We start from the raw sequence: 24,389 nt of genomic DNA, 5'->3' as shown, positions 1-24,389 counted from the left end.
CCCCCGATCCAGAGAGATGAGATGAGCAAACTCGTTATCCGCGCCGGCGACTTCACCTTCGATGCCCGTTTCGAGGAGCAACTGGCGCCCAAGACCGTTGCCGCGTTCCGCAAGGCTCTGCCGTTCGAAAGCCACATCATCCATGTGCGCTGGAGCGGTGAGGGCGTGTGGATGCCGCTCGGCGATCTCGATTTTGGCGTGGGCTACGAGAACCACACAAGCTATCCCGCCCCCGGTCAGATCATCCTCTATCCCGGCGGCATCAGCGAAACCGAGATCCTGCTGGCCTATGGCGGCGTGCACTTTGCGAGCAAGATGGGCCAGCTCGCCGGCAACCATTTCATCACGCTGACCTCGGGCCTCGAGAATCTGGCGACGCTGGGCAAGAGCGTGCTGTGGAAGGGCGCGCTGCCGATCCGCTTCGAGGAAGTCTGAGTGACTGACGCCCGCTACCCGCGCGATCTCCGCGGTTACGGCCGCAACCCGCCGCATCCGCAGTGGCCTGGTGACGCGCGGGTCGCGGTGCAGTTCGTCGTCAATTTCGAGGAGGGCGGCGAGAACAACATCCTGCACGGCGATCGCGCCTCGGAAGCGTTCCTGTCCGACGTGCTCGGCGCGCAACCCTGGCCGGGCCAGCGCCACGCCAACATCGAATCCATGTTCGAATACGGCTCGCGCGCCGGTTTCTGGCGACTGTGGCGGATGTTCACCGAGCGCAAATGGCCGGCCACCGTGTTCGGCGTCGCCACTGCGCTCAAGCGCAATCCGGAAATCGTAGCTGCGATGAAGGAGGCGGGCTGGGATATCGCCAGCCACAGCCTGAAATGGATCGAGCACAAGGACATGACGGAGGGGCAGGAGCGCGCCGAGATCGCCGAGTCCATTCGCGTCCACACCGAGGCGACCGGCGAGCGGCCGCTCGGCTGGTACACCGGGCGCTCCTCGATCAACACCAACCGGCTGCTGATGGAGGAGGGCGGCTTCCTCTATCTCTGCGACTCCTACGCCGACGACCTGCCTTATTGGGTCAAGGGCGCGAGCGGCAAGCAGCTCATCATTCCCTATACGTTAGATGCCAACGACATGCGGTTCATCAACCCGCAGGGCTTTGCCGAAGGCGAGCAGTTCTACACCTATCTGAAGGATGCCTTCGACGTGCTCTATGCCGAAGGTGAGACCGCGCCGAAGATGATGTCGGTGGGACTGCATTGCCGCCTCGCCGGCCGGCCGGGCCGCGCCGCCGGGCTGATCCGCTTCCTGGATTACATCGGCAAGCTTGAGCGCGTCTGGGTGCCGACCCGGCTCCAGATCGCGCAGCATTGGCACGACAAGCACGCGCATCTTGCCGCCGACGCGTTCGAGATCGGATGAAGCTGTGATGTCGCAAATTTCGCTCGCCGATCTCAATGCTGCAAGCAAGGCCGATTTCGTCGCCGCGCTCGCCAACGTCGTCGAATATTCGCCGTGGATCGCCGAGCAGCTCGCCGGACAACGGCCCTTCGTCGGTATCCAGCAATTGCACGCCGCGCTGATGGCGGCGATCCAGAGCGCAGAGCCCGACGTGCAGCTGGCGCTGATCCGGGCGCATCCCGATCTCGCCAACAAGACCCAGCGTGCGGCGGGCCTCACGGCGGAATCGACCGACGAGCAGAACAGCGCCGGCCTCGACCGGCTGTCCGACGCCGAATACGCCGCGTTCGAGCGCGTCAACAATGCGTACCGCGACAAGTTCGGTTTCCCCTATATCGTCTGCGTGCGCCGGCACACCAAGGATTCCGTGCTGCGCGACTTCGAGACGCGGCTGCTCAACATCGCCAAGACCGAGACGCGGCGTGCGATCGAGGAGATTGGCCGCATCTCGGCGCTGCGGCTCGATCAGCTCGTCGTCGCCGACGACAAGCTGAAGGTGCACGGCCGGCTCTCGACGCATGTGCTGGACAACCACGCCGGCAGGCCCGCGCCCGGTATTCCGGTGGAGCTCGTCGAGCTCTCTGCGCTCGGCGAAAGCCGCATCATCGCGCGCACTGTCACCAATGCGGATGGTCGCACCGACCAGCCCTTGATCGGTGGCCGCCCATTGCCGATCGGCCGCTACGAACTCCGCTTCAGCGTCGCCAAATATTACGCCGAGCGCAATGTGCCGCTGTCAGACCCGCCGTTCCTCGACGAGATCCCGCTGCGCTTCGCGATCAGCGAGCCGGAAAACCACTACCATGTGCCGCTGCTGGTGACGCCCTGGAGCTACGCGACCTATCGCGGCAGCTAAACATGCTGCGCTGACGAGGCGACTGCTGCGGCATCCGCCTCCGCGGCAGCGCCGCCGCTCAAGCCGTTGAAGAAGGCATTGAGCAGCACCGACACCACGGCGCAAAGCAAGATGCCGGACTCCAGCAGCGGCTGGAGATCGTGCGGCAGATTGCGGAAGAAGCCGGGCGCGGCGAGCGGGATCAGGCCGAAGCCGATCGAGATCGCGACGATGAAGAGATTGTAGCGATTGGTGCGGAAATCGACCGAGGTGAGAATGCGCGCGCCGGTCGCCGCGACCATGCCGAACATCACGAGGCCCGCACCGCCGAGCACGACCAGCGGCACCGCCTCGACCAGCGCGGCGAGCTTCGGTAGCAGGCCGAGCACGAGCATGATGCCGCCGCCTGTGATCGTGACCCAGCGCGAGCGCACGCCGGTGACCGAGACGAGGCCGACATTCTGTGAGAACGAGGTATAGGGAAAGGTGTTGAAGATGCCGCCGAGCAGCGTGCCGACGCCGTCGGCGCGCAGGCCCCGGCTCAGCGCCTCGCGGTCGACCGCCTTGCCGGTGATGTCACCGAGCGCGAGGAACATGCCGAGCGACTCGATCATCACCACGATCATGACGACGCACATGGTGACGACAGGCACGAGGTGAAACTGCGGCATGCCGAAGCGGAAGGGGATGACAAGTGCACCCCAGGAGGCGGCGGCTACCTTGTCGAAATGCATCATGCCCAGGATGCTCGCGAGCACGGCGCCGGCGATGATGCCGAGCAGCACCGCGACGTTGGCGACGAAACCGGAGCCCCATTTGATCAGGCCGAGAATGCAGAGCAGCACGAACAGCGAGATGCCGAGGCCCTGCAATTGCCCATAGGCCGGGTTGGGAAAGCTGCCGGCAACGCCATCGACCACCTTCGTCAGCGTCGGCAGGCCGCCGCCGGCCCAGTTGATGCCGACCCGCATCAGGGAAATGCCGATGACGAGAATGATGGTGCCGGTGACGACAGGCGGAAACAGCGGCAGCAGGCGGCTGACGAACGGCGCTGCGATGATGCCGAACAGGCCGGCGGCGATGACGGATCCGTAAATGCCGAGCAGGCCGATCTCGGGCGCGGCGGCCATCGACAGCATCGGGCCGACCGATGCAAACGTCACGCCCATCATCACCGGCAGGCGGATGCCGACGCCGGGGAAGCCGACGCACTGGACCAGGGTCGCAAGCCCGCAGGCGAACAGGTCGGCGCTGATCAGGAAGGCGACATCCTCGGGCGGCAGCTTCAGCGCGCGCCCGATGATGAGCGGCACCGCGACCGCGCCGGCATACATCACCAGCACATGCTGGAGCCCGAGCACCAGCAGACGCGGGACCGGCAGGACTTGGTCGACGGGATGGACTTCGCTGGTCATGGATGCATCCCCCGAAACATTGACCTAGCCGAACTTATCGTGCAGCGCCGGAAACAGCCGGTCCGGCTTGAAAGGCGGCGCGGTGAAGCGGATGCCGGTGGCGTCCGCGATCGCGTTGCCGAGCGCCGCGGCGACCGGATTGTACGGACTCTCGCTCATCGACTTGGCGCCAAGCGGCCCGATCGTGTCCGACGTCTCCGCGAACAATACCTCGGTGCGCGGCACGTCGGCGAAGGAGGGCAGGTGGTAATCGCGGAATTTCGGGTTGGTGACGCGGCCGCCTTCGTCGATCACCATCTCCTCATAGAGCGCAGCACCGAGCGCTTGCGCCACGCCGCCCTCGACCTGGCCGCGGCACTGCATGGGGTTGGCGACGACGCCGGCATCCGCGGCCTGCACGCTCCTGAGAATCTTGAGCTCGCCGGTGCCCTTGTTCACGGCGACGCGAAAGCCCTGCACGTTGAAGCCGACCGAGCGTGGCGTGCCGCCGGAATTGCCGCTGGCTGCGAATGGCTGGCCGCGTTCGCGGGCAAGCTTGGCCAATTCAACAAAGGACATCCGCCTTACGCCGCTGACGACCGTCTCGCCCTCGAGCGCGCAGGCTGCGACATCGCAAAGCCAGGCGTCCGCGGCCGCCGCCGTCAGCTCGGTTGCAAGCTGTACGGCGGCTGCCTGCGTCGCCTTGCCGGCGACAAAGGTGCCGGCGCTACCATAGGCGCCGGTGTCGTGGCCGCCATGGGCGGTGTCGGACTGACGCAGGCGAATCCTGTCGACGGTGGTTGCCAGGATCGTCGCCGCGATCTGGCGATGGACGGTGCTGGTGCCGTTGCCGAATTCGGCGGTGCCAACGGTAAGGTCGAAGCTGCCGTCGTCGTTGAGCGCGATCATCGCATCCGCGATGTGGCCGGCCGGCGGCACGGTGTCGATCATGGTCAGCGCGACGCCATCGCCGATCAGCCATTCCGGCGACAGCTCCGGCTGCGGACCATCCGCCTGCATCGCGCGCTCGACGAGGTCGAGGCACTGGTCGAGCCCGTAGGAGCCATAGAGCACGTCGTGAAATTCGGATGGCGGCGGCGACAGCATGGGATCGCCCAGCCTGACGATGTTGCGCCGGCGCATCTCGTAGGGACTGATGCCGAGCTGCCTGGCCAGCTCGTCGATCGCGGCCTCGATCGCGATCAGCGTCTGCGGCAGGCCGTAGCCGCGAAACGCGCCCGCCGGCACCGTGTTGGTATAGACAGCGTAGCCGTCGACCCGCTTGTTCGGGCAATTGTAGACGGCGATGGACTCGGACAGGGAGTGAAACATCACGGGGCCGGCATGATTACCGTAGGCGCCGGTGTTGGAGAGCACGTCGAGCTGGAGCGCGGTGAGCTTGCCGTCGGCAGCGGCGCCGGCCTTGATGTGGACCCGCATCGGATGCCGCGTCGAGGTCGCGATGAACTGCTCCTCGCGGGTGAGCTCCAGCTTCACCGGACGCCCGGTCCTCAGCGCGGCGAGCGCCAGGATGTCCTCGACGAACATCTCCTGCTTGCCGCCAAACCCGCCGCCGACGCGCTCGCAAAACACGCGAACCTTGTCCATGGGAAGCTGGAAGATATCCGACAGCGCGCGCCGGGTCAGGAACGGCACCTGCGTCGAGGTGCGGACATTGAGCACGCCCGCTTCATCGAGCCAGGCGAGACCGCCATGGGTCTCCAGCGCGGCATGTTGCACGCGATGACTGTGGAAGGTGGCTTCAAAGGTGACGGCAGATGTGGCAAGCGCCGACGCGACATCGCCGAACTCGCCATGCGTCTCCGCCGCGAGATTACGCTGGGGATCGGCAACGCGGTTCGCGGTGGTGCGGTCGGGATGAATGATCGGAGCGCCCGGCGCCATCGCCTGCTCGGGATCAATGAGCGCCGGCAGGATCTCGTATTCGACCTTGAGCCGTCGGCAGGCCTCCTCGGCGGCGGCTTCGCTCTCGGCCACGACCGCGGCAACCCTCTGCCCAATGAAGCGCACGACGTCGTCGAGAACACGGGTGTCCTCAGGATCCATCCAGTCCTTCTCGTGACGTGCGGTCGAGATCAGGACAGACGGTGCGTCCTCATGCGTCAGCACCGCGTGCACGCCGGGAACGCGAAGGGCTTCCGACGTGTCGATCGCGATGATTCTCGCGTGCGCATGAGGCGAGCGGAGCAGCTTGATGTGCAGCAGGCCGTCGATCGCGGTGTCGAAGGTGTAGCGTGCCTTGCCGCGGACCACGTCGGGACCTGCGGGGGCCGGCAGGCTGCGGCCGAATGCGGTGCCGGGCTCGACGCTCTCCTCGACATTGATCTGGCCGAGCAGCGCGTCCTCGATCGCGCGATACCCGGTGCAGCGGCAGATATTGCCCTTCAGCGCCGCGCCGAGGTCGGTGCGCTGCGCCTGGTTCAGCGAGGCGCAGGTCAGGATCATGCCGGCCGTGCAGAAGCCGCATTGGAAACCCTGCGCATCGAGGAAAGCCTGCTGCATCGGATGCGCGCCGCGGTCGCCGCCGAGGCCTTCGATTGTGGTCACGGTGCGGCCCTCGGCGCGGAACGCCGGGATCAGGCAGCTATGCACCGGCTCGCCATCGAGCAGCACGGTGCAGGCGCCGCAATCGCCGGCGTCGCAGCCCTTCTTGACACCGAAATGGCCGAGCTCGCGCAGGAACGTGCGCAGGCACTGACCGGCGCGCGGTTCCTGCGCAAACGTCGTTCCATTGACCTCGAAGCTCATGACGGCGTTGCCCCCAGAAGTTCGCCGCGAATCTCTTCGGCGAGCCGCAGCGTCATGTGCTTGCGCCAGAGCGGCTTGCCATGGATGTCGGTGTGGTAGAGGTCGTCGGTGATCTGCTGCGTGATCGCGTCGCGCAACGCACTCTCGTCGGGTGGCTTGGAGAACGACAGTTGAATCGGCCGCACCGTCGATGCGGTGACCGTCAGTGTCAGCGTGCCATCGACATCGAGGCTGCCGATCAGCAGCGCGGCCGAGCGTCCGACCGGCGCCAGCGAGATCTGGCGAAACGCCGTGCGGCGCTTCAGCGCGGTGATCGGGATGTCGATCTGCCTGAGCAGGTCGCCCGGCGTCAGGCGGTTGCGCTGGTTGCCGGTGACGAAGTCGACGACCGGAATCTTCTGCTCGCCGCCGCCGGCCTTCCAGATGGTGCAGACACCGTCGAGCGCGGAGCTGAGCGAGATCATCGGTCCCGCCGGCAGCGACATGCAGAGATTGCCGCCGACGGTCGCGGTCTTCCAGATCTTGAATGACGCAAGGAAGGCGCGGCAGCACTGGTTGATCAGAGGCGCTGCGAGCCAGTCGGGCGGACAGGCAAAACCATCGATCTGCGCGACGGTGCAAGTGGCGGCAATGCCGAGATGGCTATCCGTGATCGTTAGCGCAGGCCATTTCAGATCGGTGAGGTCGATCAGCCGTTTCAGGTGCGCTTGCGGCTCCGAGAACAGCCAGGTGCCGCCTGCGAGCCAAGCATCACCTGGCGTCCAAACGGGCAGCTGCGCGCGCGTTTGCGGATGAGCAACCGCTGTGATGGTATTCAAATCCATAGCTGCGCCAACAAGCTTCCGCCCGGTGAATCGTGCGATAGAGTCTTGCAAGACCGGAGCCAAGTCGCAACAAGCAAAGTCGTAGCATGAACGCGTTCGGACTGGCGTCCGCCTTGCAGGCCTGTCGTCAGCAGATGTGAGGAGAAGCAGGGCCATGAGCGATGCAAAGCCGATCTGGATCAGGGATCCCCTGGCCATCCTCGCCGACGGTGCTGCGCGCGGGATCGTGGTCAGGGATGGCCGGATCGTCGAGCTCGTGCCGGCCGGCGGCACGCCTGCAACCGCGGATGTCGCGGTGTTCGACGCAGGTAACCACGTCGTCCTGCCCGGCCTCATCAACACGCATCATCACTTCTACCAGACTCTGACGCGGGCGCTGCCGGCGGCAATGGACCGCGAGCTGTTTCCCTGGCTCCAAGCGCTCTATCCGGTGTGGGCAAAGCTGACGCCCGAGCGGCTGGAACTCGGCGTCACCGTGGCGATGTCCGAGCTGCTGCTGTCGGGCTGCACCACCACGACGGATCATCACTACGTCTTCCCGGCGGGGCTCGAGGAATCCGTCGATATCGAGGTCGGTGTCGCCAAGCGGCTCGGCGTGCGTGTGCTGCTCACGCGCGGCTCGATGAACCTGTCACAGCGCGACGGCGGGCTGCCGCCCGACAGTGTCGTGCAGGACGAGGACACCATCCTCGCCGACAGTGCGCGCGTTGTGGCCAAGCATCATCAGCGCGGGGCGGATGCGATGGTGCAGATCGCGCTGGCGCCATGCTCGCCGTTCTCGGTGACGACGTCGCTGATGCGCGCCACCGCCGATCTCGCCGACAAGCTCGATGTACGCCTGCACACCCATCTCGCCGAGACCGAAGACGAGAACAGATTCTGCCAGCAGATGTATGGCTGCCGTCCGCTCGATTATCTCGAGCAATGCGGCTGGCTCAATGCGCGGACCTGGCTCGCCCACGGAATCTTCTTCAATCCGGACGAGATGAGGCGGCTTGGCAAGGCCGGGACGACCGTCAGCCATTGCGCCTGCAGCAACCAGCTGCTGGCGTCCGGCTGTTGCCCGGTCTGCGAGATGGAGGAGGCCGGCGTCGGGATCGGCATCGGGGTCGACGGCTCTGCCTCGAACGACGGATCGAACCTGATGCAGGAGGTGCGCGCGGCCTTCCTGCTGCAGCGGGCGCGTTACGGCGTGACGAAGGTCAGCCATAAGGATGCGCTGCGCTGGGCCACCAGGGGCTCGGCAGCCTGCGTCGGCCGTCCCGAGCTCGGTGAGATCGCGGTCGGCAAGGCGGCGGACCTGGCGCTATTCAAGCTCGACGAGCTGCGCTTCTCCGGCCATGGCGATCCCCTGGCGGCGCTGGTGCTGTGCGGGGCGCATCGGGCCGACCGGGTGATGGTGGCGGGGAACTGGGCCGTGACCGATGGCGCGATCCCGGGCCTGGATGTGGCCGATCTCATCCGCCGCCACAGTTCGGCGGCGCGGGCCATGCAGGCGGGATAATCAATCCGAAAATTGAAAGAGGGGGCGACCACAAGTGCCGGGTGCTTCTGGCCACCCCCTCCGAACCTCCTCCGGGAGGAGCAGGTGATTTAGGCAATGCAAGAAGCGTGCTACTTGCCCGGCAGCTTGTCGTCGATGCCTTTCACGTAGAAATTCATGCCGAGGATCTGGCCGTCGTCGAGATTGGCGCCGCCCTTGCACTCGACCGTCTTGCCGTCCTGCGCAACAATCGGGCACTTGAACGGGTGCAGTTTGCCCGCGGTGATCGCGGCCTGGGCATCCTCGGCCATCTTCTTCACGTCGTCAGGCATGTTGGTGTAGGGCGCCATCGCGAACATGTGGCTGTCGAGGCCGCCCCAGGTGTCCTCGGACTTCCAGGTTCCGGCGAGCTCGGCCTTGACGCGATCGATGTAGTAGGGGCCCCAGGTGTCGAGGATCGAGGTCAGCTGGGTCTTGGGCCCGAACTTGATCATCTCGGAATCCTGGCCGAAGGCGAGCTTGCCGCGCTCGCTGGCGATCTGCATCGCCGCCGGCGAATCCGTGTGCTGCATGATGACGTCGGCGCCCTGGTCGATCAGCGCCTTGGCGGCGTCGGCTTCCTTGCCCGGGTCGAACCACGTGTTGGCCCAGATGATCTTGACCTTGATGTTCGGGTTGATGGTCTGCGCCGCCAGGATCGTCGCGTTGATGCCGGAGACGACCTCGGGGATCGGGAACGAGCCGATATAGCCGAGCACGCCGGACTTCGACATCTTGGCCGCGATCAGGCCCTGGATGTAGCGGCCCTGGTACCATTTGGCCGAATAGGTCGACATGTTCTTGTCGCGCTTGTAGCCGGTGGCGTGCTCGAAATGCACGTTCGGATACTTCTTGGCGACCTTCAGCGTCGGATCCATGTAGCCGAACGAGGTGGTGAAGATCAGCTTGTTGCCGGCGCGGACGAGCTGCTCGATGGCGCGCTCGGCGTCGGGACCTTCGGGCACATTCTCGAGATAGGTGGTCTCGATCTTGTCGCCCAATTCCTTCACCAGCGCCTGCCGGCCGACGTCATGCTGGTAGGTCCAGCCGAGGTCTCCGATCGGGCCCAGGTAAATGAAGCCGACCTTGAGCTTGTCGGCGGCGGAGGCTGCGCTGACGCTCCCGGCAAGCAAGAGCCCGGCAGCCAGCGCAAGAAGTGATTTCCTCATCATCAATCTCCAAACATCAGGGGAAAGCCACGATCCGCAACGTGCGCGCCCCATCGCGCACGCCGCGGAAATGAAACTCAGCGGTCAGGCACGAATACGGTGCCGAGCGCGGCCGGTGCGGTCGAGCCGCCGGTGCGCGCGCGGGAGAGCAGGACCAGCACGATGACGGTCGCGAGGTAAGGCAGCGCAGACATGAATTGCGAGGGAATGCCGACGCCCCAGCCCTGCGCGTGCAGTTGCAGGATCGTCACCGCACCGAACAGATACGCGCCGACCACGAGGCGGCCCGGGCGCCAGGACGCGAACACCACCAGCGCCAGTGCGATCCAGCCGCGGCCCGCGGTCATGCCGGGAATGAAGAACGGCGTATAGGCGAGCGGCAGGTAAGCTCCGGCAAGTCCGGCGCAGGCGCCGCCGAACATCACGGAGAATGTGCGGATGCGCAGCACGGGATAGCCCAGCGCATGCGCGGAGACGTGATTGTCACCGCAGGCGCGCAGGATCAATCCCGCCCGCGTGCGGTACAGGAACCACCAGACGCCGATGATGAGAGCGATGGAGAAATAGACGAAGCCGTCCTCGCCGAACAACACGCGGCCGATCAGCGGCATGTCGGTAAGGCCGGGAATGTAGAGGTGGACCGCCGGCGTGATCCGTTCGCCGACGAAGCCGGCGCCGATCAGGCCTGACAGCCCGATGCCGAGAATGGTCAGCGCGAGACCCGTCGCGACCTGGTTGACGGCGAGCCCGAGCGCCATCAGTGCGAACACCAGCGACATCAGCGTGCCCGCGACGATGCCGAACAATGCGCCGATCAGAATCGAGCCGGTGAGCCACGCACCGGCAAAGCCGCAGGCCGCGCCGACGATCATCATGCCCTCGACACCGAGATTGAGCACGCCGGAGCGCTCGGTCACGAGCTCGCCGGTCGCCGCGATCAGGAGCGGTGTGGATGCAGCGAGCACCGCCAGGATGATGGCTTCAACCAGTTCCACGGGCCACCTGTCGGTTCGGGAACACCAGCTTGAAGCGATAGAGGATGAGGGAGTCGCAGGCGAGCACGTAGAACAGCAGAATGCCCTGAAACACCTTGGTGACATCCAACGGGATCTTCATCGCGATCTGCGCCTGCTCGCCGCCGATAAAGGTCAGTGCGAGGAAAAGGCCTGCAATTAATATTCCAAGCGGGTTCAGCCGGCCGAGGAACGCGACGATGATCGCGGTAAAGCCGTAGCCCGGCGAGATGCCGGGCTGGAGATGCCCGACGGGACCGGCGACCTCGATGATGCCGGCAAGGCCGGCCAGTGCTCCGGAGACGGCGAAGGTCAGGATGATCAGCTGATTGGCATTGAAGCCGCCGAACCGCGCTGCGCGCGGCGCGGCGCCGACCACGCGGATCTCAAAACCCTTGATGGTGCGCCCGAGCAGGATGGCGGCTGCCGCGACGACGAGCAGCGCGATGATGGAGCCGAGGTGCAGCCGCCCGCCTTCGATCAGCAGCGGAACGGTTGCGACCGGATCGAACTCCGCGGTGGTGGGGAAATTGAAGCCGTGCGGATCGCGCCAGGGGCCGCGCACGAGATAATCGAGAAAAAGATCGGCGACATAGACCAGCATCAGGCTGGTCAGGATCTCGCTGGCGCCGAACTTCACCTTGCAGATCGCAGGGATCAGCGCGTAGAGCGCGCCGGCGGCGGCTGCCAGCACGAGCATCGCCGGCAGCACCCAGGCGCCGGCATCGGTGCCCTGGGTCTTCACCGCGATCCAGCTTCCGGCGACGGCGCCGATCAGGAATTGCCCTTCGGCGCCGATGTTCCAGGCATTGGCGAGATAACAGAGCGACAGGCCGATCGCGATCATCACCAGCGGCGTTGCCTTCACCGCGATCTCCTGCAGCGAGTAGCCGTCGGTGAGAGGCGCGACGAAGTAGGCATGCAGCGCGAGCAGCGGATTCTTGCCGAGAATCGCGAACAGGATGATCATGGTGACGATCGTGAGACCGATCGCGATCAGCGGCGAGACCAGCGCGATCGTATTGGAACGCTCGGCGCGCTTCTCAAGCACCAACTGCATGCGCGGCCTCCTTCGGCTCCAGGCTGCTGCCGCCCATGAGAAGGCCGAGCTTTTCGCGGGTCGCTTCGCTTGTTGCGAGCGGGGCCGAGAGCCGGCCGTGGAACATCACGGCGATGCGGTCGGCGATCTCGGCGAGCTCGTCGAGATCCTGGCTGGTCACCAGCACGGCGGCGCCGGCGGTTGCGAGATCGAGCAGCGCCTGGCGGATCACCGCGGCGGCGCCAGCGTCGACGCCCCAGGTCGGCTGGCTCACCACCAGCACCGCCGGGTTGCGCAGGATCTCGCGTCCCACGATGAACTTCTGCAGATTGCCGCCGGACAAGCTCGCGGCCTCGGGATCGCGCTTGGCCTTGCGCACATCAAAAGTTTCGGTCGCGCGATCAACCGTCTTCAGCGTCGCCGCGGTGTCGATGAAGCCGCGACGGACCATGCCGCTGGCGGCGTGCCCGGTCAGCAACGCGTTCTCCGACAGTCTCATCCGCGGCGCGGTGCCGTGGCCGAGCCGCTCCTCCGGAACGAAAGCCGCGCCCAGCTTGCGGCGCTGCGTGATCGAGAGGTGGCCGGCGGCGATGCCTTCGATCACCACGGTGCCGGGATCCCTGGACAGCCGCTCCCCGGATAGCGCGGCAAAGAGTTCGTCCTGGCCGTTGCCGGCGACGCCGGCGATGCCGAGGATCTCGCCGCCCTTCAGCTCGAACGAGATGTGCTCGAGCCGCACGCCGTGCGCCTCGCTCGGAGCGAGCGAGAGATCGTTGACCACCAGGCGCGGCACCGTCGTCTGCCGGCCGGCGGGGGCCTTCACTTCCTTGATCTCACCGCCGACCATCATGCGGGCTAGCGAAGCTGCGGTCTCCAGCCTGGGATTGCAGGTCTCGACCTTCTTGCCGCCGCGCAGGATCGTTGCGGTGTCGCAGAGGCGCTTTACCTCCTCCAGCTTGTGGCTGATATAGAGGATGGCGCGGCCTTCGGCTTTGAGGCGCTCGAGCACGATGAAGAGCTGGTCGGCCTCCTGCGGCGTCAGCACCGCGGTTGGCTCGTCCAGGATCAGGAATTTCGGGTCCTGCATCAGGGCGCGGACGATCTCGATACGCTGGCGCTCGCCGACCGACAATTGCCAGACCTCGCGCCTGGGATCGAGCGGCAGGCCATAGGTCTTCGACACCTGCTCCAGCCGCGCCGACATGTCCTTGAAGGATTCTTTCCCATCGAGGCCGAGTGCGACGTTCTCGGCGACGGTGAGATTGTCGAACAGCGAGAAGTGCTGGAACACCATACCGATGCCGCGGCTGCGCGCTTCGGATGGACCAGACAGGACGATTCGCTCGCCCTGCCAGCGAATCTCGCCGGCGCTGGGCTGGATCAGCCCGTAGATCGCCTTGACCAGCGTCGACTTGCCGGCGCCGTTCTCGCCGAGCAGGGCGTGAATCTCCTTCGGCCAGATGTCGATGTCGATGGAGTCGTTGGCGAGGAAATCGCCATAGCGCTTGGTGAGCCCGAGCGTCTGAAGCAACGGGGACTCGCCGGAATGCAGGCCGTTAGGCGTCGGATCTAACATTCGCTGATGCGCTTGCATGGGGTGAAGTGCCTCAATAGTGGGCTAGTTTGAACCGCCGCGTAAGGTGTGAAAAAGCGTCATCCCTTGCTCAACGCTTCGGCAGGCGCGTGGTGTCGGCGAGTCGTGGCTCTCGCCGAGCGCGGATCGCCTCGCGCACCCTTCGGACCGTCCGGTGAGGGTCGTGCTCGCGCGTGACGCCTGTTGCAAATTTGTGACGGTACAAACCAAATCGGAACCCCCTGTGCAGCCTTGATCTGACGCTGAGCAAAATCGCGCCAGAACGCGTATGCAAAGTCGGATCGCCGCATCATGCGCCGTCGGCAATTTGGCCCGCCTTGCTCGTTCGACACGAAATGCGAACAAAATCAAACGGGAATGTCTGGCAATCGCCAGCCGCGTATCGCCGCGTAACAATGCGCATGGCACGCAAATGCACTCAAAATCCCGAAAGGAGACGTCGGCCACTGCCGAAACAAACGGCATGCCTTGAAAAAAGTTGAGGCTTCTCACTCCGGGAGATCGGCGCAAGTGTCGCACCCAAGGGACGTTCATTTTTACGTGTCCAAACTTGGGGGTATCAGGATGTCGTTTCGTTTCAAGGCAATTGCAGCGGCGGCGCTGTCACTTGCTACGCTCGCCATCGGTGGCCTGGCTCAGGCGGCGGATTTGCCGGTCAAGGCTGCCAAGAAGGCGCCGGACCTTCCGTTCTTCCTGGTGATCGACGACCGCGTCACCTTCTCCTACATCTTCAACGCCTCGCAGCCCGGTGCGTTCACCAACACCAACGGTGTGATCAACGCCAAGACGACGAAGCAAGTCTACTCCTTCACCCACTTCGACGCCTGGGCTTACGGCACCAACTTCTTCACCATCTCGATGTTCAAGTCGGATCACAACGATCCGGCAGGTCCGTGCACGCAGACCGGCGGTATCGTTTCGCCGGCGGCGGGCTTCGCCTTCACACCGGCGAGCTGCGCCGGGGCGACTGAAATCTACGGCCTGTTCCGCTCGACCTTCGGCTGGAACGAGCTCTTCAACACCAAGGCTTTCACGCAAGGCCCGCTGCACAACATCTCGTTCGAGGTTGGCATGGATGCCAACACCGAGAACCGCTATTTCGGCGCTGCCAAGCGTGACGTCGTCGCCGGTCTGCAGTTCGCTTTCGACCTTCCCTACAAGGGCTACTTCAACGTAGCGCCGCTGGTGTATTGGGAGTTCGCGAACCACAACTCCTTCTCGCAGTGCGGCGCCGGCTGGATGGCCCCGTGTCTCACCGACGGCAACACCTCGTTCAAGCCGACCTGGGCGATCGAGACCAACTACTACATGGACCTCGGCTTCCTGCCGCCGAACATGCAGTATTTCTCGATCAGCGGCCGCGCCGGCTGGTATGGCAAGAAAGGAACGGACACCGAGCCGCTTCCGGCCAGCGTTGCCAACGGCGTCTATCCCACCAAGGTCGAGTTCAACTCGGAGCCGATCCGCCTGACGATGGATGCCTCGAAGGCGATCTGGGGTGAGAAGTACTCGCACTTCGTCGATGTCTGGGTGGCCTATCGCTACTGGCAGAACAAGTTCGGCCTCGATCACAACAACGCAGTTGCCTGCACCACCTTGGTCGGCGGGGCGAGGGTGAGCACCGGGTCCTGCACCGAGTCCTCGCTCTACTCCGGTATCACCGTGAAGTTCTAGCCACCTGAGGTATTTCAGGTGAAAGACGATGGCGCCGCGTCAAACCTCCGCGGCGCCATCTTCGTTTGTGGATGGGTTAGCCGAAGGCGTAACCCACCCTACGAAGTCGAGTTCTTGTTTGCTACTTCGTCCACACGCCATCGTGCAGCGCTTCGGCTTCGTCTTCGAGCAGCGGTCCCACGATCTCCGTCGGTCGCTGGCCGCTGGCAAACACCTCACGGCAGGGCAAATCGAGCGTCGGGTTCTCCGGGTGGTTGCCGGTGACGCTGCGCAGGCGGTGCTCGCTGAGGCCGTAGACGACGCGGCCGATGCCGGCCCAGTAGATCGCGCCGGCGCACATCGCGCAGGGTTCGGCGGAGGAGTAGAGGGTGGCCCTCGCCAGCACGTCGCGGCTGAGCGTGCGGCAGGCCTGCGTGGCCGCGAGGCGCTCGGCATGCGCGGTGCCGTCGTGATCCGGCATATAGCCGTTCTCGCTCTCGATCAGCACCTTGCCGTCGGCATCGACGACGATGCAGCCGAAGGGGTGGTTGCCATGGGTGAGCGAGCGCCGGGCGACCGCGAAGGACAAACGTAAGAAGTGTTCGTCGCGTTCGGTTGCCTCGCTCATCGCTCCTCCGCGATCAATGACCCGCCATGTGCCGGCCGACCACGGTGAGATCGGCCTCGCTGGTCCGTGCTTCATACACGAATTCGCCGTGGAACATCACCACCAGCCTATCGGACAGTTCGAGCAGTTCGTCGAGGTCCTCGCTGACGAGCAGCACCGCGGCGCCGCGGTTGCGCGCGGCCATGATCTCGGCGTGGATCTGCGCGACTGCCGCGAAGTCGAGGCCGAAGCAGGGATTGGCAGCGATCAGCACCTCGACGTCACCCGCAAGTTCCCGGGCGAGCACGGCGCGCTGGACGTTACCGCCCGAGAGTGCCGAGATCGGCGTATCCGGCGTGCGGGTCTTGATCTTGTACTGCGCGATCTTCTTCCTGGCGTCGTTGCGGAAGGCGCTGCGATTGAGCCACCAGCCGCCGCTGGCGAAAGGCGCGCGGTCGAACTCGCGGAAGGCGATGTTGTCGGCGACGCTCATTCCGCCGACGCAGGCGTTCTTCAGCGGCTCCTCGGGCAGCAGCGACATCCTGTGGCGCCGCATCTCCTCGCGGCTGGCGTGATAGGGATCGCCCGCGACGCGCACCTCGCCGCTCTCGGCCTCGCGCTGGCCAGCCAGTACTTCGACGAGCTGGCGCTGGCCGTTGCCGGACACGCCGGCGATGCCGACGATCTCCCCGGCACGCACGGTCAGGGAAACATCGTGCACGGCGATTGCGCCGGCGTCGTCGAGCGCCCGAACCTTCTCGAGTTCCAGCCGGGCCTGACCGGCTTCGCCTGTGCGCGGCGGCTGCACCGTCAGCTCCTCAGCGCCGATCATGGTGCGCGCCATCGCATCCGGCGTCAGCTCGGCGACCTTGCCGGCTCCGGCGAGCTTGCCGCGGCGAAGGATCGTGACCTCGTCAGCGAAGGCCATGACCTCGCGAAACTTGTGCGTGATCATCAGGATCGTCAGCTCGCCCCTGACCACCATGTCGCGGAGCATGCCGAGCACTTCGTCCGCTTCCGCCGGCGTCAGCACCGAGGTCGGCTCGTCCAGGATCAGGAAGCGCCGCTTCAGATAGAGCTGCTTGAGGATCTCGCATTTTTGGCGCTCGCCGGCGGAGATGTCGGAGACTTTTGCGGAGAGCGGCACCTTGAAGGGCATGCGGGCGAGGAACGCCTCGAGCTCCTTCATCTCCTTTGGCCAGTTCACCATGGCTGGCACATTGTCGCGCGCCAGCACGAGATTTTCGGCAACCGTCATCGCCGGCACCAGCGTGAAATGCTGGTAGACCATGCCGAGGCCGAGCGCGTGGGCGTCCTTCGGATTGGCGATCGCCTGCTCGCGGCCGCCGACGATGATGTCGCCTTCGGTCGCGTGGTAGTAGCCCATGATGCATTTGACGAGGGTCGACTTGCCGGCGCCGTTCTCGCCGAGCAATGCGTGGAACGAGCCCGGCCGCACTTTCAGCTCGACATTATCGAGCGCCAGGAAGTCACCGAAGCGCATGGTCATGGCGATGGCATCGACGCCGAAGGCGCCCGACGGCGGAGGCGTTTCGCCGATGATCACGAAATCGCTCCGATGAAGGCATCGGAGCTCGAGACTGCGCCGAACACGCCGCCCTGCATCTTGATCATCTTCAGCGCGTGGTCGTGGTTGCTCTTGTCGGTGGCGCCGCAGCAATCGTGCAGCAGCACGCATTCGAAGCCGCGGTCGTTGGCCTCGCGCATGGTGGTGTGGACGCAGACGTCGGTGGTGATGCCGGTCAGCACGATGTTCTCGATGCCGCGGACGCGCAGGATCAGCTCCAGGTCGGTGGCGCAGAACGAGCCTTTGCCTGGCTTGTCGATGATCGGCTCGCCCGGCAGCGGCGCCAGTTCCTCGATGATGTCCCAGCCGGGTTCACCGCGCACCAGGATGCGTCCGCACGGACCGGGATCGCCGATGCCGGCGCCGATCTGGCGCGAGCGCCAGCGCTTGTTGGCGGGAAGGTCGGAGAGATCGGGGCGGTGGCCTTCGCGGGTATGGATGATGTGAAAGCCTTGGCTCCGCATCGCGGCGAGCAGCTTCTTGATCGGCTCGATCGGCGCCCGCGTCAGGGAGAGGTCATAGCCCATCTTGTCGACATAGCCGCCGACGCCGCAGAAATCGGTCTGCATGTCGATGATGATCAGCGCCGTGTTCTCGGGGCGAAGATCACCATTGTAGGGCCAGGCATAGGGCTCGGACTTGATGTAGCGCTCGGGCATGGATGACCTCGTGCGTGTTACCGTGTGATCGAGAGTTCGGCGGGCGCGCCGGTCAGGGTTCGCTTCGGCGAGCAGGTGATGATCATGATCGCGAGCGTCAGGATGTAGGGCGCGGCGTTGAAGAGGTGGTAGCCGGAGGTGACGCCGACCGACTGCAGCGCCGGACCCAGCGCCGCGGCGCCACCAAAGGCGAGCGAGGCCCACAGGCAGAGCAGGGGATCCCAGCGTGCGAAGATCACGAGTGCTACGGCGGTGATGCCCTGGCCCGAGGACAGGCCCTCGTTCCAGCTGCCGGGATAGAACAACGACAGGAACGAGCCGCCGATGCCGGCGAGAAAGCCGCCGACCATGGTGGCGCGCAGGCGGATCAGCAGCACGGAATGGCCCATGGCGCGCGCTGCATCCGAGCTCTCGCCGGCGGTGCGGATGAGAAGGCCCCAGCGCGTGGTGCGGAAGGCCCAATACAGGATCGGCGCCAGCACCACGCCGATCAGGAACAGAACGTTGATGCGCAGCGCGGCGCGGACCTGCGGGATGTCGCTCCACCAGCCGAAATCGATGGCGGGCAGCCGCGGCGCGGTGGGCTCGATCAGAGGCTTGCCGAGATAGAAGGCAAGGCCGGTGCCGAACAGCATGAGCGCGATCCCGACCGCAACGTCGTTGACGCGAGGCAGCGAGCAGATGCCGGCATGCAGCGCGCCGAGCAGCGCACCGGTGATGCCGGCGGCGAGTACGCCGAGCCATGGCGAGCCCGTGAGGTAGGAGATGCCATAGGCGCTCATCGCGCCCATCACCAGCGTGCCTTCGAGGCCGAGATTGATCCGGCCCGAGCGCTCGGTGATGCATTCGCCCAGGCTCACGAACAGGAACGGCGTGGAGACGCGAATGGCGCCGCCGAGCACGGCGAGCGGGACGGTCCAGAGTCCGATCGATCCGTCTGCCATCAGGACTTGCCTTTTAGGAATCCGATGCGGCCGTAGAGTGCATCGCTGGCCAGCACGAAGACGAAGATGATGCCCTGAAGCACCAGCACGGACGCATCGGGTAGTCCCAGGCGGCGTTGCAGCAGGCCGCCGCTGGCGCTGATGCCGCCGAGCAGGATCGCGACGGGAATGATGGCGAGCGGATTTTGACGTGCCAGGAAGGCGACCAGGATGCCGGTGAAGCCGTAGCCGGCCGCGAGATTGGCGTTGGTGCGCCCCTGCACGGCGGCGACCTCGACCATGCCGGCAAGGCCCGCCGCGCCGCCGGCGAGGAAGCAGACGGTCAGGATCAGCTTGCTGACGCCGAGGCCAACGATCTTCGCAGCACGGATGTTGCCGCCGGCCACACGCGCGGCGAAGCCGAACACGGTGTGATAGATCAGGATGTAAGAGGCGATTGCGGCGATCAGGCCGAAGACGAGACCCCAATGCACGTCGGTGCCGGGGATGGAGCCGATCATGTTGGCGGCGCCGATCTCGCGGGTCGACGGCTTGTTGAGGCTGGCGGGGTCGCGCATCAGCCCCTCGACGAGATGATTGAGGATCGCGAGCGCGATGTAGACGAGCAGCAGGCTCGAGATGGTCTCGTTGACGCCGCGATACTGCCGCAAGCCGCCTGACAGCATGATCCACAGGCCGCCGCCGATCACGCCGGCGCAGACCATGGCGACCTGGACGACGAACGGCGGCAGGCCCTGAAGTGCGAGCGCGGCGCTGGTTGCCGACAGTGCGCCGATCAGCAGCGCGCCTTCGCCGCCGATGATGACCATGCCGAGCTGCGCCGGCAGCGCCGTGCAGAGCGCGGTGAGGATCAGGGGCGCTGCGCGCGTCAGCGTGTTCTGCCAGGAGAACCAGGTGCCGAACGCGCCGTAGTACATGTAGAAATAGAGATCGAACGGGTTCTTGCCGAACATCGCGACGAAGATGCCGAACACCGCGAGCGCGCCGACGAGCGCCGCTCCCGGGATCAGGACGTATTCGATCGTGCCGCCGTGACGCTGGAGGAAGCCGGGATCGGCGGCCGGGGCAACTGTCCCGACCGCGTCCGTGGAATCCGCCGCTTCCGCGGTCACGAAGTGGCTCCGATCACGCCCTCGACCAGATAGTCCATCTTCTCCAGTTCAGGATCCTTCTGGCCTCGGTCGGTGCCGGCCGGGATCACCGTCTTGCCCTTGTTGTCGAGCAGTCCGCCCTTGAAGATGGCGTAGCCTTCCGCCGACAGGAATTTTGCCTTGGCCTCGTCGGCCGCCTTGCGCGCTTCGGCCGAGACCGCTTCGCCATAGGGCGAGACCTTCACGATCTCTTCCTTCAGGCCGCCGCGGTAGAAATTCGGGATGCCTTCGCCGGCGGCGATCATCTTGACGAACTTCGGATAGAGCGCTTCCCAATTCCACTCGGCGCCGGTGAGATAGGCCTTGGGTGCCAGCGCCGACTGGTTGGTGTGATAGCCGCAGACGAAGGCGCCGCGCCGCGCGGCGTTCTCGACCATGGTCTTGGGGCCGTCGACGTGACAGGTGAGCACGTCCACGCCCTGATCGATCAGGCTGTTGGTGGCTTCGGCCTCCTTGACCGGCATCGACCAGTCGCCGGTGAAGATCACCTGCGTGGTGGCCTTTGGATTGACGGACTTGGCGCCAAGCGTGAAGGCGTTGATGTTGCGCAGCACTTGAGGGATCGGCTTGGCCGCGACGAAGCCGAGCTTGCTGCTCTTCGAGGTCAGGCCGGCGACGATGCCTGAGATGTACTGGGCCTCGTCGATGTAGCCGAAATAGCTGCCGGCGTTCTTGGGGTCCTTGTCGCTCCACAGGCCGCCGCAGTGCTCGAAGCGCAGCTTCGGGTACTTGGTGGCCATCTTGATCATGTGCGGATTGTAGTAACCGAACGAGGTCGGGAAGAGCAGGGTGGCGCCGTCGAGATTGATCATGGACTCGATCGTCTTCTCGACCGCGTCGGTCTCCGGCACCTTCTCCTCCTCGACCACCTTGAGGCCGGGAATCTTCTTCAGTGCCGCCGCGCCCTGCGCATGCGCCTGGTTGTAGCCGTAGTCGTCGCGCGAGCCGACATAGATGAAGCCGATGGTGGTCTCGGCCGCGAAGGCCGGGCGGGGGCCCGCTGCCGCGCCGAGGGTGAGGGCCGCGCCGCCCTGCAACAAATGACGTCGTGAAATCCTGCCAGAATCCATTGCTCGCTCCCCTTGGCGGATGCCCCGCCTTGATCTCGCGGCTACGCCGGCCTGGCGGAGCCGGCACAGATGTCGCAAGCTTCGTGCCAGAGATTATGAAGAGTGCAATTCGATGTAAGTATCTGAAAAATATAATATATATCAAGAGTAGAAAACTTGGCGAGGAAAGCGGCAGATTAATTTGTGAGCAATATTCTACTATTGTATGCAGTGGAGTTGAGCAGCCTTGACCAGCTCCCGCATGTGCATGACCGGAGTCGGATGGTCGGCCGACAAGGCGCATTCATGCTAACCACGCGCTGACTGGAGCGGCGCCGGCGGATGTTCGCTGGCACCGAACTTGTATCGATTGTGGTCAGGACCGCTGTGTCCTCAGAAGATGGAAAGCTCGCCGAGATGGGCGCTGGTATCACCGTTCACGATGCGTCGCTCGGCAAGGAGATCGTTCGCCGTATCAACGAGCTCGGCGCGATCTCGGAAGAGTCCGACAAGCTCACCCGCATCTTCCTCAGCAAGGAGTTACGCAGGGCCGCGGACCTCATCTTGAGCTGGATGCGCGAGGCCGGCATGAGCGCGCATCTCGACGCGATCGGCAATGTCTGCGGCCGGTATGACGGCGAGCGGCCGGGCGCGCCCTGCCTGATGCTCGGCTCGCACTACGACACCGTGCGCGATGCCGGCAAATGGGACGGGCCGCTGGGCGTCATCACCGCGATCTCCTGCGTCGCCGATCTCAATCGCCGCGGCAAGCGTCTGCCGTTTGCGATCGAGGTCATCGGCTTCGCCGACGAGGAGGGGGTGCGGTTTGCCTCGACCCTGCTCGGCAGCCGCGCGGTGGCGGGCACCTTTGACGAGAGTGTCCTGAACACGCGCGATCGTGACGGCGTGTCGATGCGCGATGCGCTCGTTCAGTTTGGGCTGGATCCCGATCACATCGGCGCGGCCGCGCGGGCCCGGCGCGAACTGCTCGCCTATCTCGAACTGCACATCGAGCAAGGTCCGGTGCTGGAAGCTCAGAACCTGCCCGTGGGCGTGGTTACCGCAATTGCAGGCGCGACACGGCTTGCCGCGCGGCTGAGCGGCATGGCCGGTCACGCCGGCACCGTGCCGATGGCGCTGCGCCGTGACGCGCTCACCGGTGCGGCCGAATGCATCGGCGCGATCGAGCAGTTCTGCCGCACCGACGAGGGCGGCCTCGTCGGCACCGTCGGTTACATCCAGGCGAGGCCCGGCGCGACCAATGTCATTCCGGGCGAAGTGTCGTTCACCATCGACATGCGCGCGCCAACCGATATGCATCGCAAGCGCGCGGTTGCCGACGTCGTCCGCCAGATCGAGGCGATCGCAAAGCGGAGGCAATTGGCACTCCAGCTCGATGTCACCCACGAGAACCGCACCGCGCCCTGCGCACCCTGGCTGAAGGAGCAGATCGCGCAGGCGATCGCTGCGGAAGGTCTCTCCGTGTTCGAGTTGCCGAGCGGAGCCGGGCACGATGGCATGGCCATGATCGACATCGCCGATGTCGGCATGATCTTCGTCCGCTGCCGCGGCGGCATCAGCCATCACCCGGACGAGCACGTCGAGCTTGCCGATGCCGATGCAGGCGCGCGGGTGCTGCTCAGCGTGATCGAGAATTTCAGGCCTCGGGAGCGATAGGTTCGCGCGTGCTGAGTGCCCGGAGCCCGCAAGTCACCGGGTAGAGACACGAATCAGACATGTGTAAAATGGTGACCGTCACCGGGATCACGAGACATTGGCCGACCTGCACAGATGAACAGCGATATTTCCTATCCATCACCTCGTGAGAACCGGTTTTACCAGGGCATGGCCGCGACCTTCGTCGCCAACGCTCTTCAGGCGGTCAATTTTCTCGGCGACCGGTTTCTGAGACAATCGCATCATTCGTTGTCGGCCATTGGGGACCTTTACCGGCACTCGATGGACAGCGCCTTTTCTGTGACAGAGGCCTTCCTCGTCACGGGGGCACCGCACGCCTCCGCCTATTACCCGCGCGACTTCGCCTGGTTCTATCCCGACGTTCTCGATCCCGAAACCATCATGGATGCGCAGGACGCGGTGCGCCGGGCGCGCCTGCTCGAAAAGAGCGTTCGCCTGTTGCTGGAGGCGGTTCGTGCCGACCTCGTCACGACGACCATCGTTCCGGCGGGACGCGGCCGGTATCTCGGCGTGAACTATTTCTCGCGCCCCTCGGATACGCTGCTCGGCATTCTCGCAGGCCTCCAGCAGATGCTCTCTGCCGAGGAGAGGGCGTCGACCTATCTGGCGATGTCACAATGCGCGCATGCAGGCCGCCTGTTGCTGGCCGAATACGGTGCCGATCTGAAGCGTGCGATCCTGAAGCTTGCTAGCGAGCTCGAGCCGTTCGACGCTGACGGCACCAGATATTTGCTGTGCGACGCCAGCGGCCCGCGCTCCGCGGCGACGGATACCCGCGCCGAGCGCCGGCGTTTTGTCACCAATGCCTGCGTCTACACGACGTTCGTGTGGGGCGTGCAGCTCGGGATAGTCGACGAGAACGAGCTGAAGCGGCTGCTCGGGCGCGACCTTGCGCAGTACAAGCGGGATCTGCTCCGCCTGTTCGGGAAGGACGGCTATATCAGGCATTCCCTGGATGGTCCGGCGGGCCCGCCGGTGTCGCTGGTCGCGCTGGATTTCGTCAGCGTGCATCGCGGATTCTGGGATATGAGCGATGCCAGCGAACGCGCGCTGTTTGCGGCCACGACGGATCTGATCATCGCCGAGCCGCGGTTTCGCATCCCCAGCACGTTCCACTTCCTGGTGTCGGCGGACAATCCGCGCAACAAGATCATCCACAAGATCGCGGCGCCTGCCTATCAGGGGCGTTCGTCCTGGCCGACGTTCAATGTCGAGTTTGCGGATCGTATGCTGGACTTTGATGAGGCCTCGGGGAGCGATACCTACCGGGCCTGCGCGCAAGGAATCTTGAAGGACATCCGGATCGCGACCGAAGTCCACGGCGGCTATCAGGAGCTGATCTCGGAACAGGGTCTGAAGTATCGCACCTGGGCCTACAAGGGCGCCGTCGCGCACTCCTGGTTTCCGCGCTTCCTGTCGGTCTGGAGGAGGGCGTACGGGACGCCGCTCCTCCAGTGGAATGACTGACTCA

Annotated in this window: 20 protein-coding genes; 7 read left to right on the top strand and 13 right to left on the bottom strand. The window is 65.1% G+C overall.

Annotated features, from left to right (window positions below):
• Positions 1 to 21 precede the first annotated feature (21 nt).
• From JQ592_RS18135 to uraD, 3 genes are read left to right on the top strand one after another with little or no spacing between them, the layout of a single operon-like run.
• Complete coding sequence (locus JQ592_RS18135; protein WP_014493672.1) at positions 22 to 435, top strand: DUF3830 family protein; 414 nt, start codon at positions 22 to 24, stop codon at positions 433 to 435.
• A complete protein-coding gene (puuE, locus tag JQ592_RS18130) occupies positions 436 to 1,371 on the top strand; it encodes an allantoinase PuuE (RefSeq protein WP_211404168.1) in 936 nt (311 codons plus the stop codon).
• A gap of 7 nt (positions 1,372 to 1,378) precedes the next feature.
• A complete protein-coding gene (gene uraD, locus JQ592_RS18125) occupies positions 1,379 to 2,266 on the top strand; it encodes a 2-oxo-4-hydroxy-4-carboxy-5-ureidoimidazoline decarboxylase (protein WP_211404167.1) in 888 nt (295 codons plus the stop codon).
• Here the strand turns inward: uraD and JQ592_RS18120 are convergent.
• From JQ592_RS18120 to JQ592_RS18110, 3 genes are read right to left on the bottom strand one after another with little or no spacing between them, the layout of a single operon-like run.
• Positions 2,263 to 3,660 (bottom strand): nucleobase:cation symporter-2 family protein, encoded by a 1,398-nt coding sequence (locus JQ592_RS18120; RefSeq protein WP_211404166.1) that lies wholly within the window; start codon positions 3,658 to 3,660, stop codon positions 2,263 to 2,265. The genes uraD and JQ592_RS18120 overlap by 4 nt on opposite strands.
• Positions 3,661 to 3,684: 24 nt before the next feature.
• Positions 3,685 to 6,408 carry a molybdopterin-dependent oxidoreductase gene (locus JQ592_RS18115; protein WP_211404165.1) on the bottom strand — a complete coding sequence of 908 codons (2,724 nt, stop codon included), beginning with the start codon at positions 6,406 to 6,408 and terminating at the stop codon, positions 3,685 to 3,687.
• A complete protein-coding gene (locus tag JQ592_RS18110; RefSeq protein ID WP_211404164.1) occupies positions 6,405 to 7,232 on the bottom strand; it encodes an FAD binding domain-containing protein in 828 nt (275 codons plus the stop codon). The genes JQ592_RS18115 and JQ592_RS18110 overlap by 4 nt, the downstream gene beginning before the upstream one ends.
• Before the next feature lie 154 nt (positions 7,233 to 7,386).
• Between JQ592_RS18110 and JQ592_RS18105 the strand changes: the two genes are divergently transcribed.
• Positions 7,387 to 8,736, top strand: a complete 1,350-nt coding sequence (locus JQ592_RS18105; RefSeq protein ID WP_211404163.1) for an 8-oxoguanine deaminase — start codon at positions 7,387 to 7,389, stop codon at positions 8,734 to 8,736.
• A 110-nt stretch (positions 8,737 to 8,846) separates the two neighbouring features.
• Here JQ592_RS18105 and JQ592_RS18100 read toward each other — a convergent pair whose 3' ends face one another.
• From JQ592_RS18100 to JQ592_RS18085, 4 genes are all read right to left on the bottom strand, one after another.
• The gene (locus JQ592_RS18100; protein ID WP_211404162.1) at positions 8,847 to 9,923 is read right to left on the bottom strand and encodes a BMP family ABC transporter substrate-binding protein; all 1,077 of its coding nucleotides are present in this window, start codon (positions 9,921 to 9,923) and stop codon (positions 8,847 to 8,849) included.
• Between the two features lie 77 nt (positions 9,924 to 10,000).
• Positions 10,001 to 10,918: an ABC transporter permease gene (locus JQ592_RS18095; RefSeq protein ID WP_211404161.1), complete on the bottom strand. Its 918-nt coding sequence runs from the start codon at positions 10,916 to 10,918 to the stop codon at positions 10,001 to 10,003.
• Entirely contained in the window at positions 10,905 to 11,996 is a 1,092-nt protein-coding gene (locus JQ592_RS18090; protein ID WP_211404160.1) for an ABC transporter permease, read from the bottom strand. The genes JQ592_RS18095 and JQ592_RS18090 overlap by 14 nt, the downstream gene beginning before the upstream one ends.
• Positions 11,980 to 13,551 carry an ABC transporter ATP-binding protein gene (locus JQ592_RS18085; protein WP_211404159.1) on the bottom strand — a complete coding sequence of 524 codons (1,572 nt, stop codon included), beginning with the start codon at positions 13,549 to 13,551 and terminating at the stop codon, positions 11,980 to 11,982. The genes JQ592_RS18090 and JQ592_RS18085 overlap by 17 nt, the downstream gene beginning before the upstream one ends.
• A gap of 582 nt (positions 13,552 to 14,133) precedes the next feature.
• On the opposite strand from JQ592_RS18085, the gene JQ592_RS18080 reads away from it, so the two are divergent.
• Positions 14,134 to 15,243 (top strand): hypothetical protein, encoded by a 1,110-nt coding sequence (locus tag JQ592_RS18080; protein WP_211404158.1) that lies wholly within the window; start codon positions 14,134 to 14,136, stop codon positions 15,241 to 15,243.
• Between the two features lie 121 nt (positions 15,244 to 15,364).
• Here the strand turns inward: JQ592_RS18080 and JQ592_RS18075 are convergent, their stop codons facing one another.
• The 6 genes from JQ592_RS18075 to JQ592_RS18050 are packed head-to-tail and all read right to left on the bottom strand — an operon-like array spanning position 15,365 to position 21,241.
• Complete coding sequence (locus tag JQ592_RS18075; protein ID WP_211404157.1) at positions 15,365 to 15,850, bottom strand: nucleoside deaminase; 486 nt, start codon at positions 15,848 to 15,850, stop codon at positions 15,365 to 15,367.
• A 13-nt stretch (positions 15,851 to 15,863) separates the two neighbouring features.
• On the bottom strand, positions 15,864 to 17,396 hold the full coding sequence (locus tag JQ592_RS18070; protein WP_211404156.1) for an ABC transporter ATP-binding protein: 1,533 nt from the start codon (positions 17,394 to 17,396) through the stop codon (positions 15,864 to 15,866).
• Positions 17,393 to 18,076: a biuret amidohydrolase gene (biuH, locus tag JQ592_RS18065; protein WP_211404155.1), complete on the bottom strand. Its 684-nt coding sequence runs from the start codon at positions 18,074 to 18,076 to the stop codon at positions 17,393 to 17,395. The genes JQ592_RS18070 and biuH overlap by 4 nt, the downstream gene beginning before the upstream one ends.
• A 17-nt stretch (positions 18,077 to 18,093) precedes the next feature.
• Positions 18,094 to 19,020, bottom strand: coding sequence for an ABC transporter permease (locus JQ592_RS18060; RefSeq protein ID WP_025037674.1), 927 nt, complete (start codon positions 19,018 to 19,020; stop codon positions 18,094 to 18,096).
• A complete protein-coding gene (locus tag JQ592_RS18055) occupies positions 19,020 to 20,132 on the bottom strand; it encodes an ABC transporter permease (protein ID WP_211404154.1) in 1,113 nt (370 codons plus the stop codon). Before JQ592_RS18055 ends, JQ592_RS18060 begins: the two co-directional genes overlap by 1 nt.
• Positions 20,129 to 21,241, bottom strand: coding sequence for a BMP family ABC transporter substrate-binding protein (locus JQ592_RS18050; protein WP_211404153.1), 1,113 nt, complete (start codon positions 21,239 to 21,241; stop codon positions 20,129 to 20,131). Before JQ592_RS18050 ends, JQ592_RS18055 begins: the two co-directional genes overlap by 4 nt.
• Positions 21,242 to 21,637: 396 nt before the next feature.
• Between JQ592_RS18050 and JQ592_RS18045 the strand changes: the two genes are divergently transcribed.
• Complete coding sequence (locus JQ592_RS18045) at positions 21,638 to 22,897, top strand: allantoate amidohydrolase (RefSeq protein WP_211404152.1); 1,260 nt, start codon at positions 21,638 to 21,640, stop codon at positions 22,895 to 22,897.
• A gap of 114 nt (positions 22,898 to 23,011) precedes the next feature.
• Positions 23,012 to 24,385, top strand: a complete 1,374-nt coding sequence (locus JQ592_RS18040) for a hypothetical protein (protein WP_211404151.1) — start codon at positions 23,012 to 23,014, stop codon at positions 24,383 to 24,385.
• The last annotated feature ends 4 nt before the right edge of the window (positions 24,386 to 24,389 follow it).

Origin of the sequence: Bradyrhizobium iriomotense (assembly GCF_018129405.1) — a bacterium.
GTDB lineage: Bacteria > Pseudomonadota > Alphaproteobacteria > Rhizobiales > Xanthobacteraceae > Bradyrhizobium > Bradyrhizobium iriomotense_B.
The sequence above is the reverse complement of the archived record's forward strand: the minus strand, read 5'-3'. Positions and strand labels throughout refer to the sequence as shown.

Bases quoted from the DNA above. Each gene is read 5' to 3' on its own strand.
- JQ592_RS18135 (WP_014493672.1), top strand. From the start codon at position 22: ATGAGCAAACTCGTTATCCGCGCCGGCGACTTCACCTTCGATGCCCGT.
- uraD (WP_211404167.1), top strand. From the start codon at position 1,379: ATGTCGCAAATTTCGCTCGCCGATCTCAATGCTGCAAGCAAGGCCGAT.
- JQ592_RS18120 (WP_211404166.1), bottom strand. From the start codon at position 3,660: ATGACCAGCGAAGTCCATCCCGTCGACCAAGTCCTGCCGGTCCCGCGT.
- JQ592_RS18115 (WP_211404165.1), bottom strand. From the start codon at position 6,408: ATGAGCTTCGAGGTCAATGGAACGACGTTTGCGCAGGAACCGCGCGCC.
- JQ592_RS18110 (WP_211404164.1), bottom strand. From the start codon at position 7,232: ATGGATTTGAATACCATCACAGCGGTTGCTCATCCGCAAACGCGCGCG.
- JQ592_RS18105 (WP_211404163.1), top strand. From the start codon at position 7,387: ATGAGCGATGCAAAGCCGATCTGGATCAGGGATCCCCTGGCCATCCTC.
- JQ592_RS18100 (WP_211404162.1), bottom strand. From the start codon at position 9,923: ATGAGGAAATCACTTCTTGCGCTGGCTGCCGGGCTCTTGCTTGCCGGG.
- JQ592_RS18090 (WP_211404160.1), bottom strand. From the start codon at position 11,996: ATGCAGTTGGTGCTTGAGAAGCGCGCCGAGCGTTCCAATACGATCGCG.
- JQ592_RS18085 (WP_211404159.1), bottom strand. From the start codon at position 13,551: ATGTTAGATCCGACGCCTAACGGCCTGCATTCCGGCGAGTCCCCGTTG.
- JQ592_RS18080 (WP_211404158.1), top strand. From the start codon at position 14,134: ATGTCGTTTCGTTTCAAGGCAATTGCAGCGGCGGCGCTGTCACTTGCT.
- JQ592_RS18075 (WP_211404157.1), bottom strand. From the start codon at position 15,850: ATGAGCGAGGCAACCGAACGCGACGAACACTTCTTACGTTTGTCCTTC.
- biuH (WP_211404155.1), bottom strand. From the start codon at position 18,076: ATGCCCGAGCGCTACATCAAGTCCGAGCCCTATGCCTGGCCCTACAAT.
- JQ592_RS18060 (WP_025037674.1), bottom strand. From the start codon at position 19,020: ATGGCAGACGGATCGATCGGACTCTGGACCGTCCCGCTCGCCGTGCTC.
- JQ592_RS18050 (WP_211404153.1), bottom strand. From the start codon at position 21,241: ATGGATTCTGGCAGGATTTCACGACGTCATTTGTTGCAGGGCGGCGCG.
- JQ592_RS18045 (WP_211404152.1), top strand. From the start codon at position 21,638: ATGGGCGCTGGTATCACCGTTCACGATGCGTCGCTCGGCAAGGAGATC.
- JQ592_RS18040 (WP_211404151.1), top strand. From the start codon at position 23,012: ATGAACAGCGATATTTCCTATCCATCACCTCGTGAGAACCGGTTTTAC.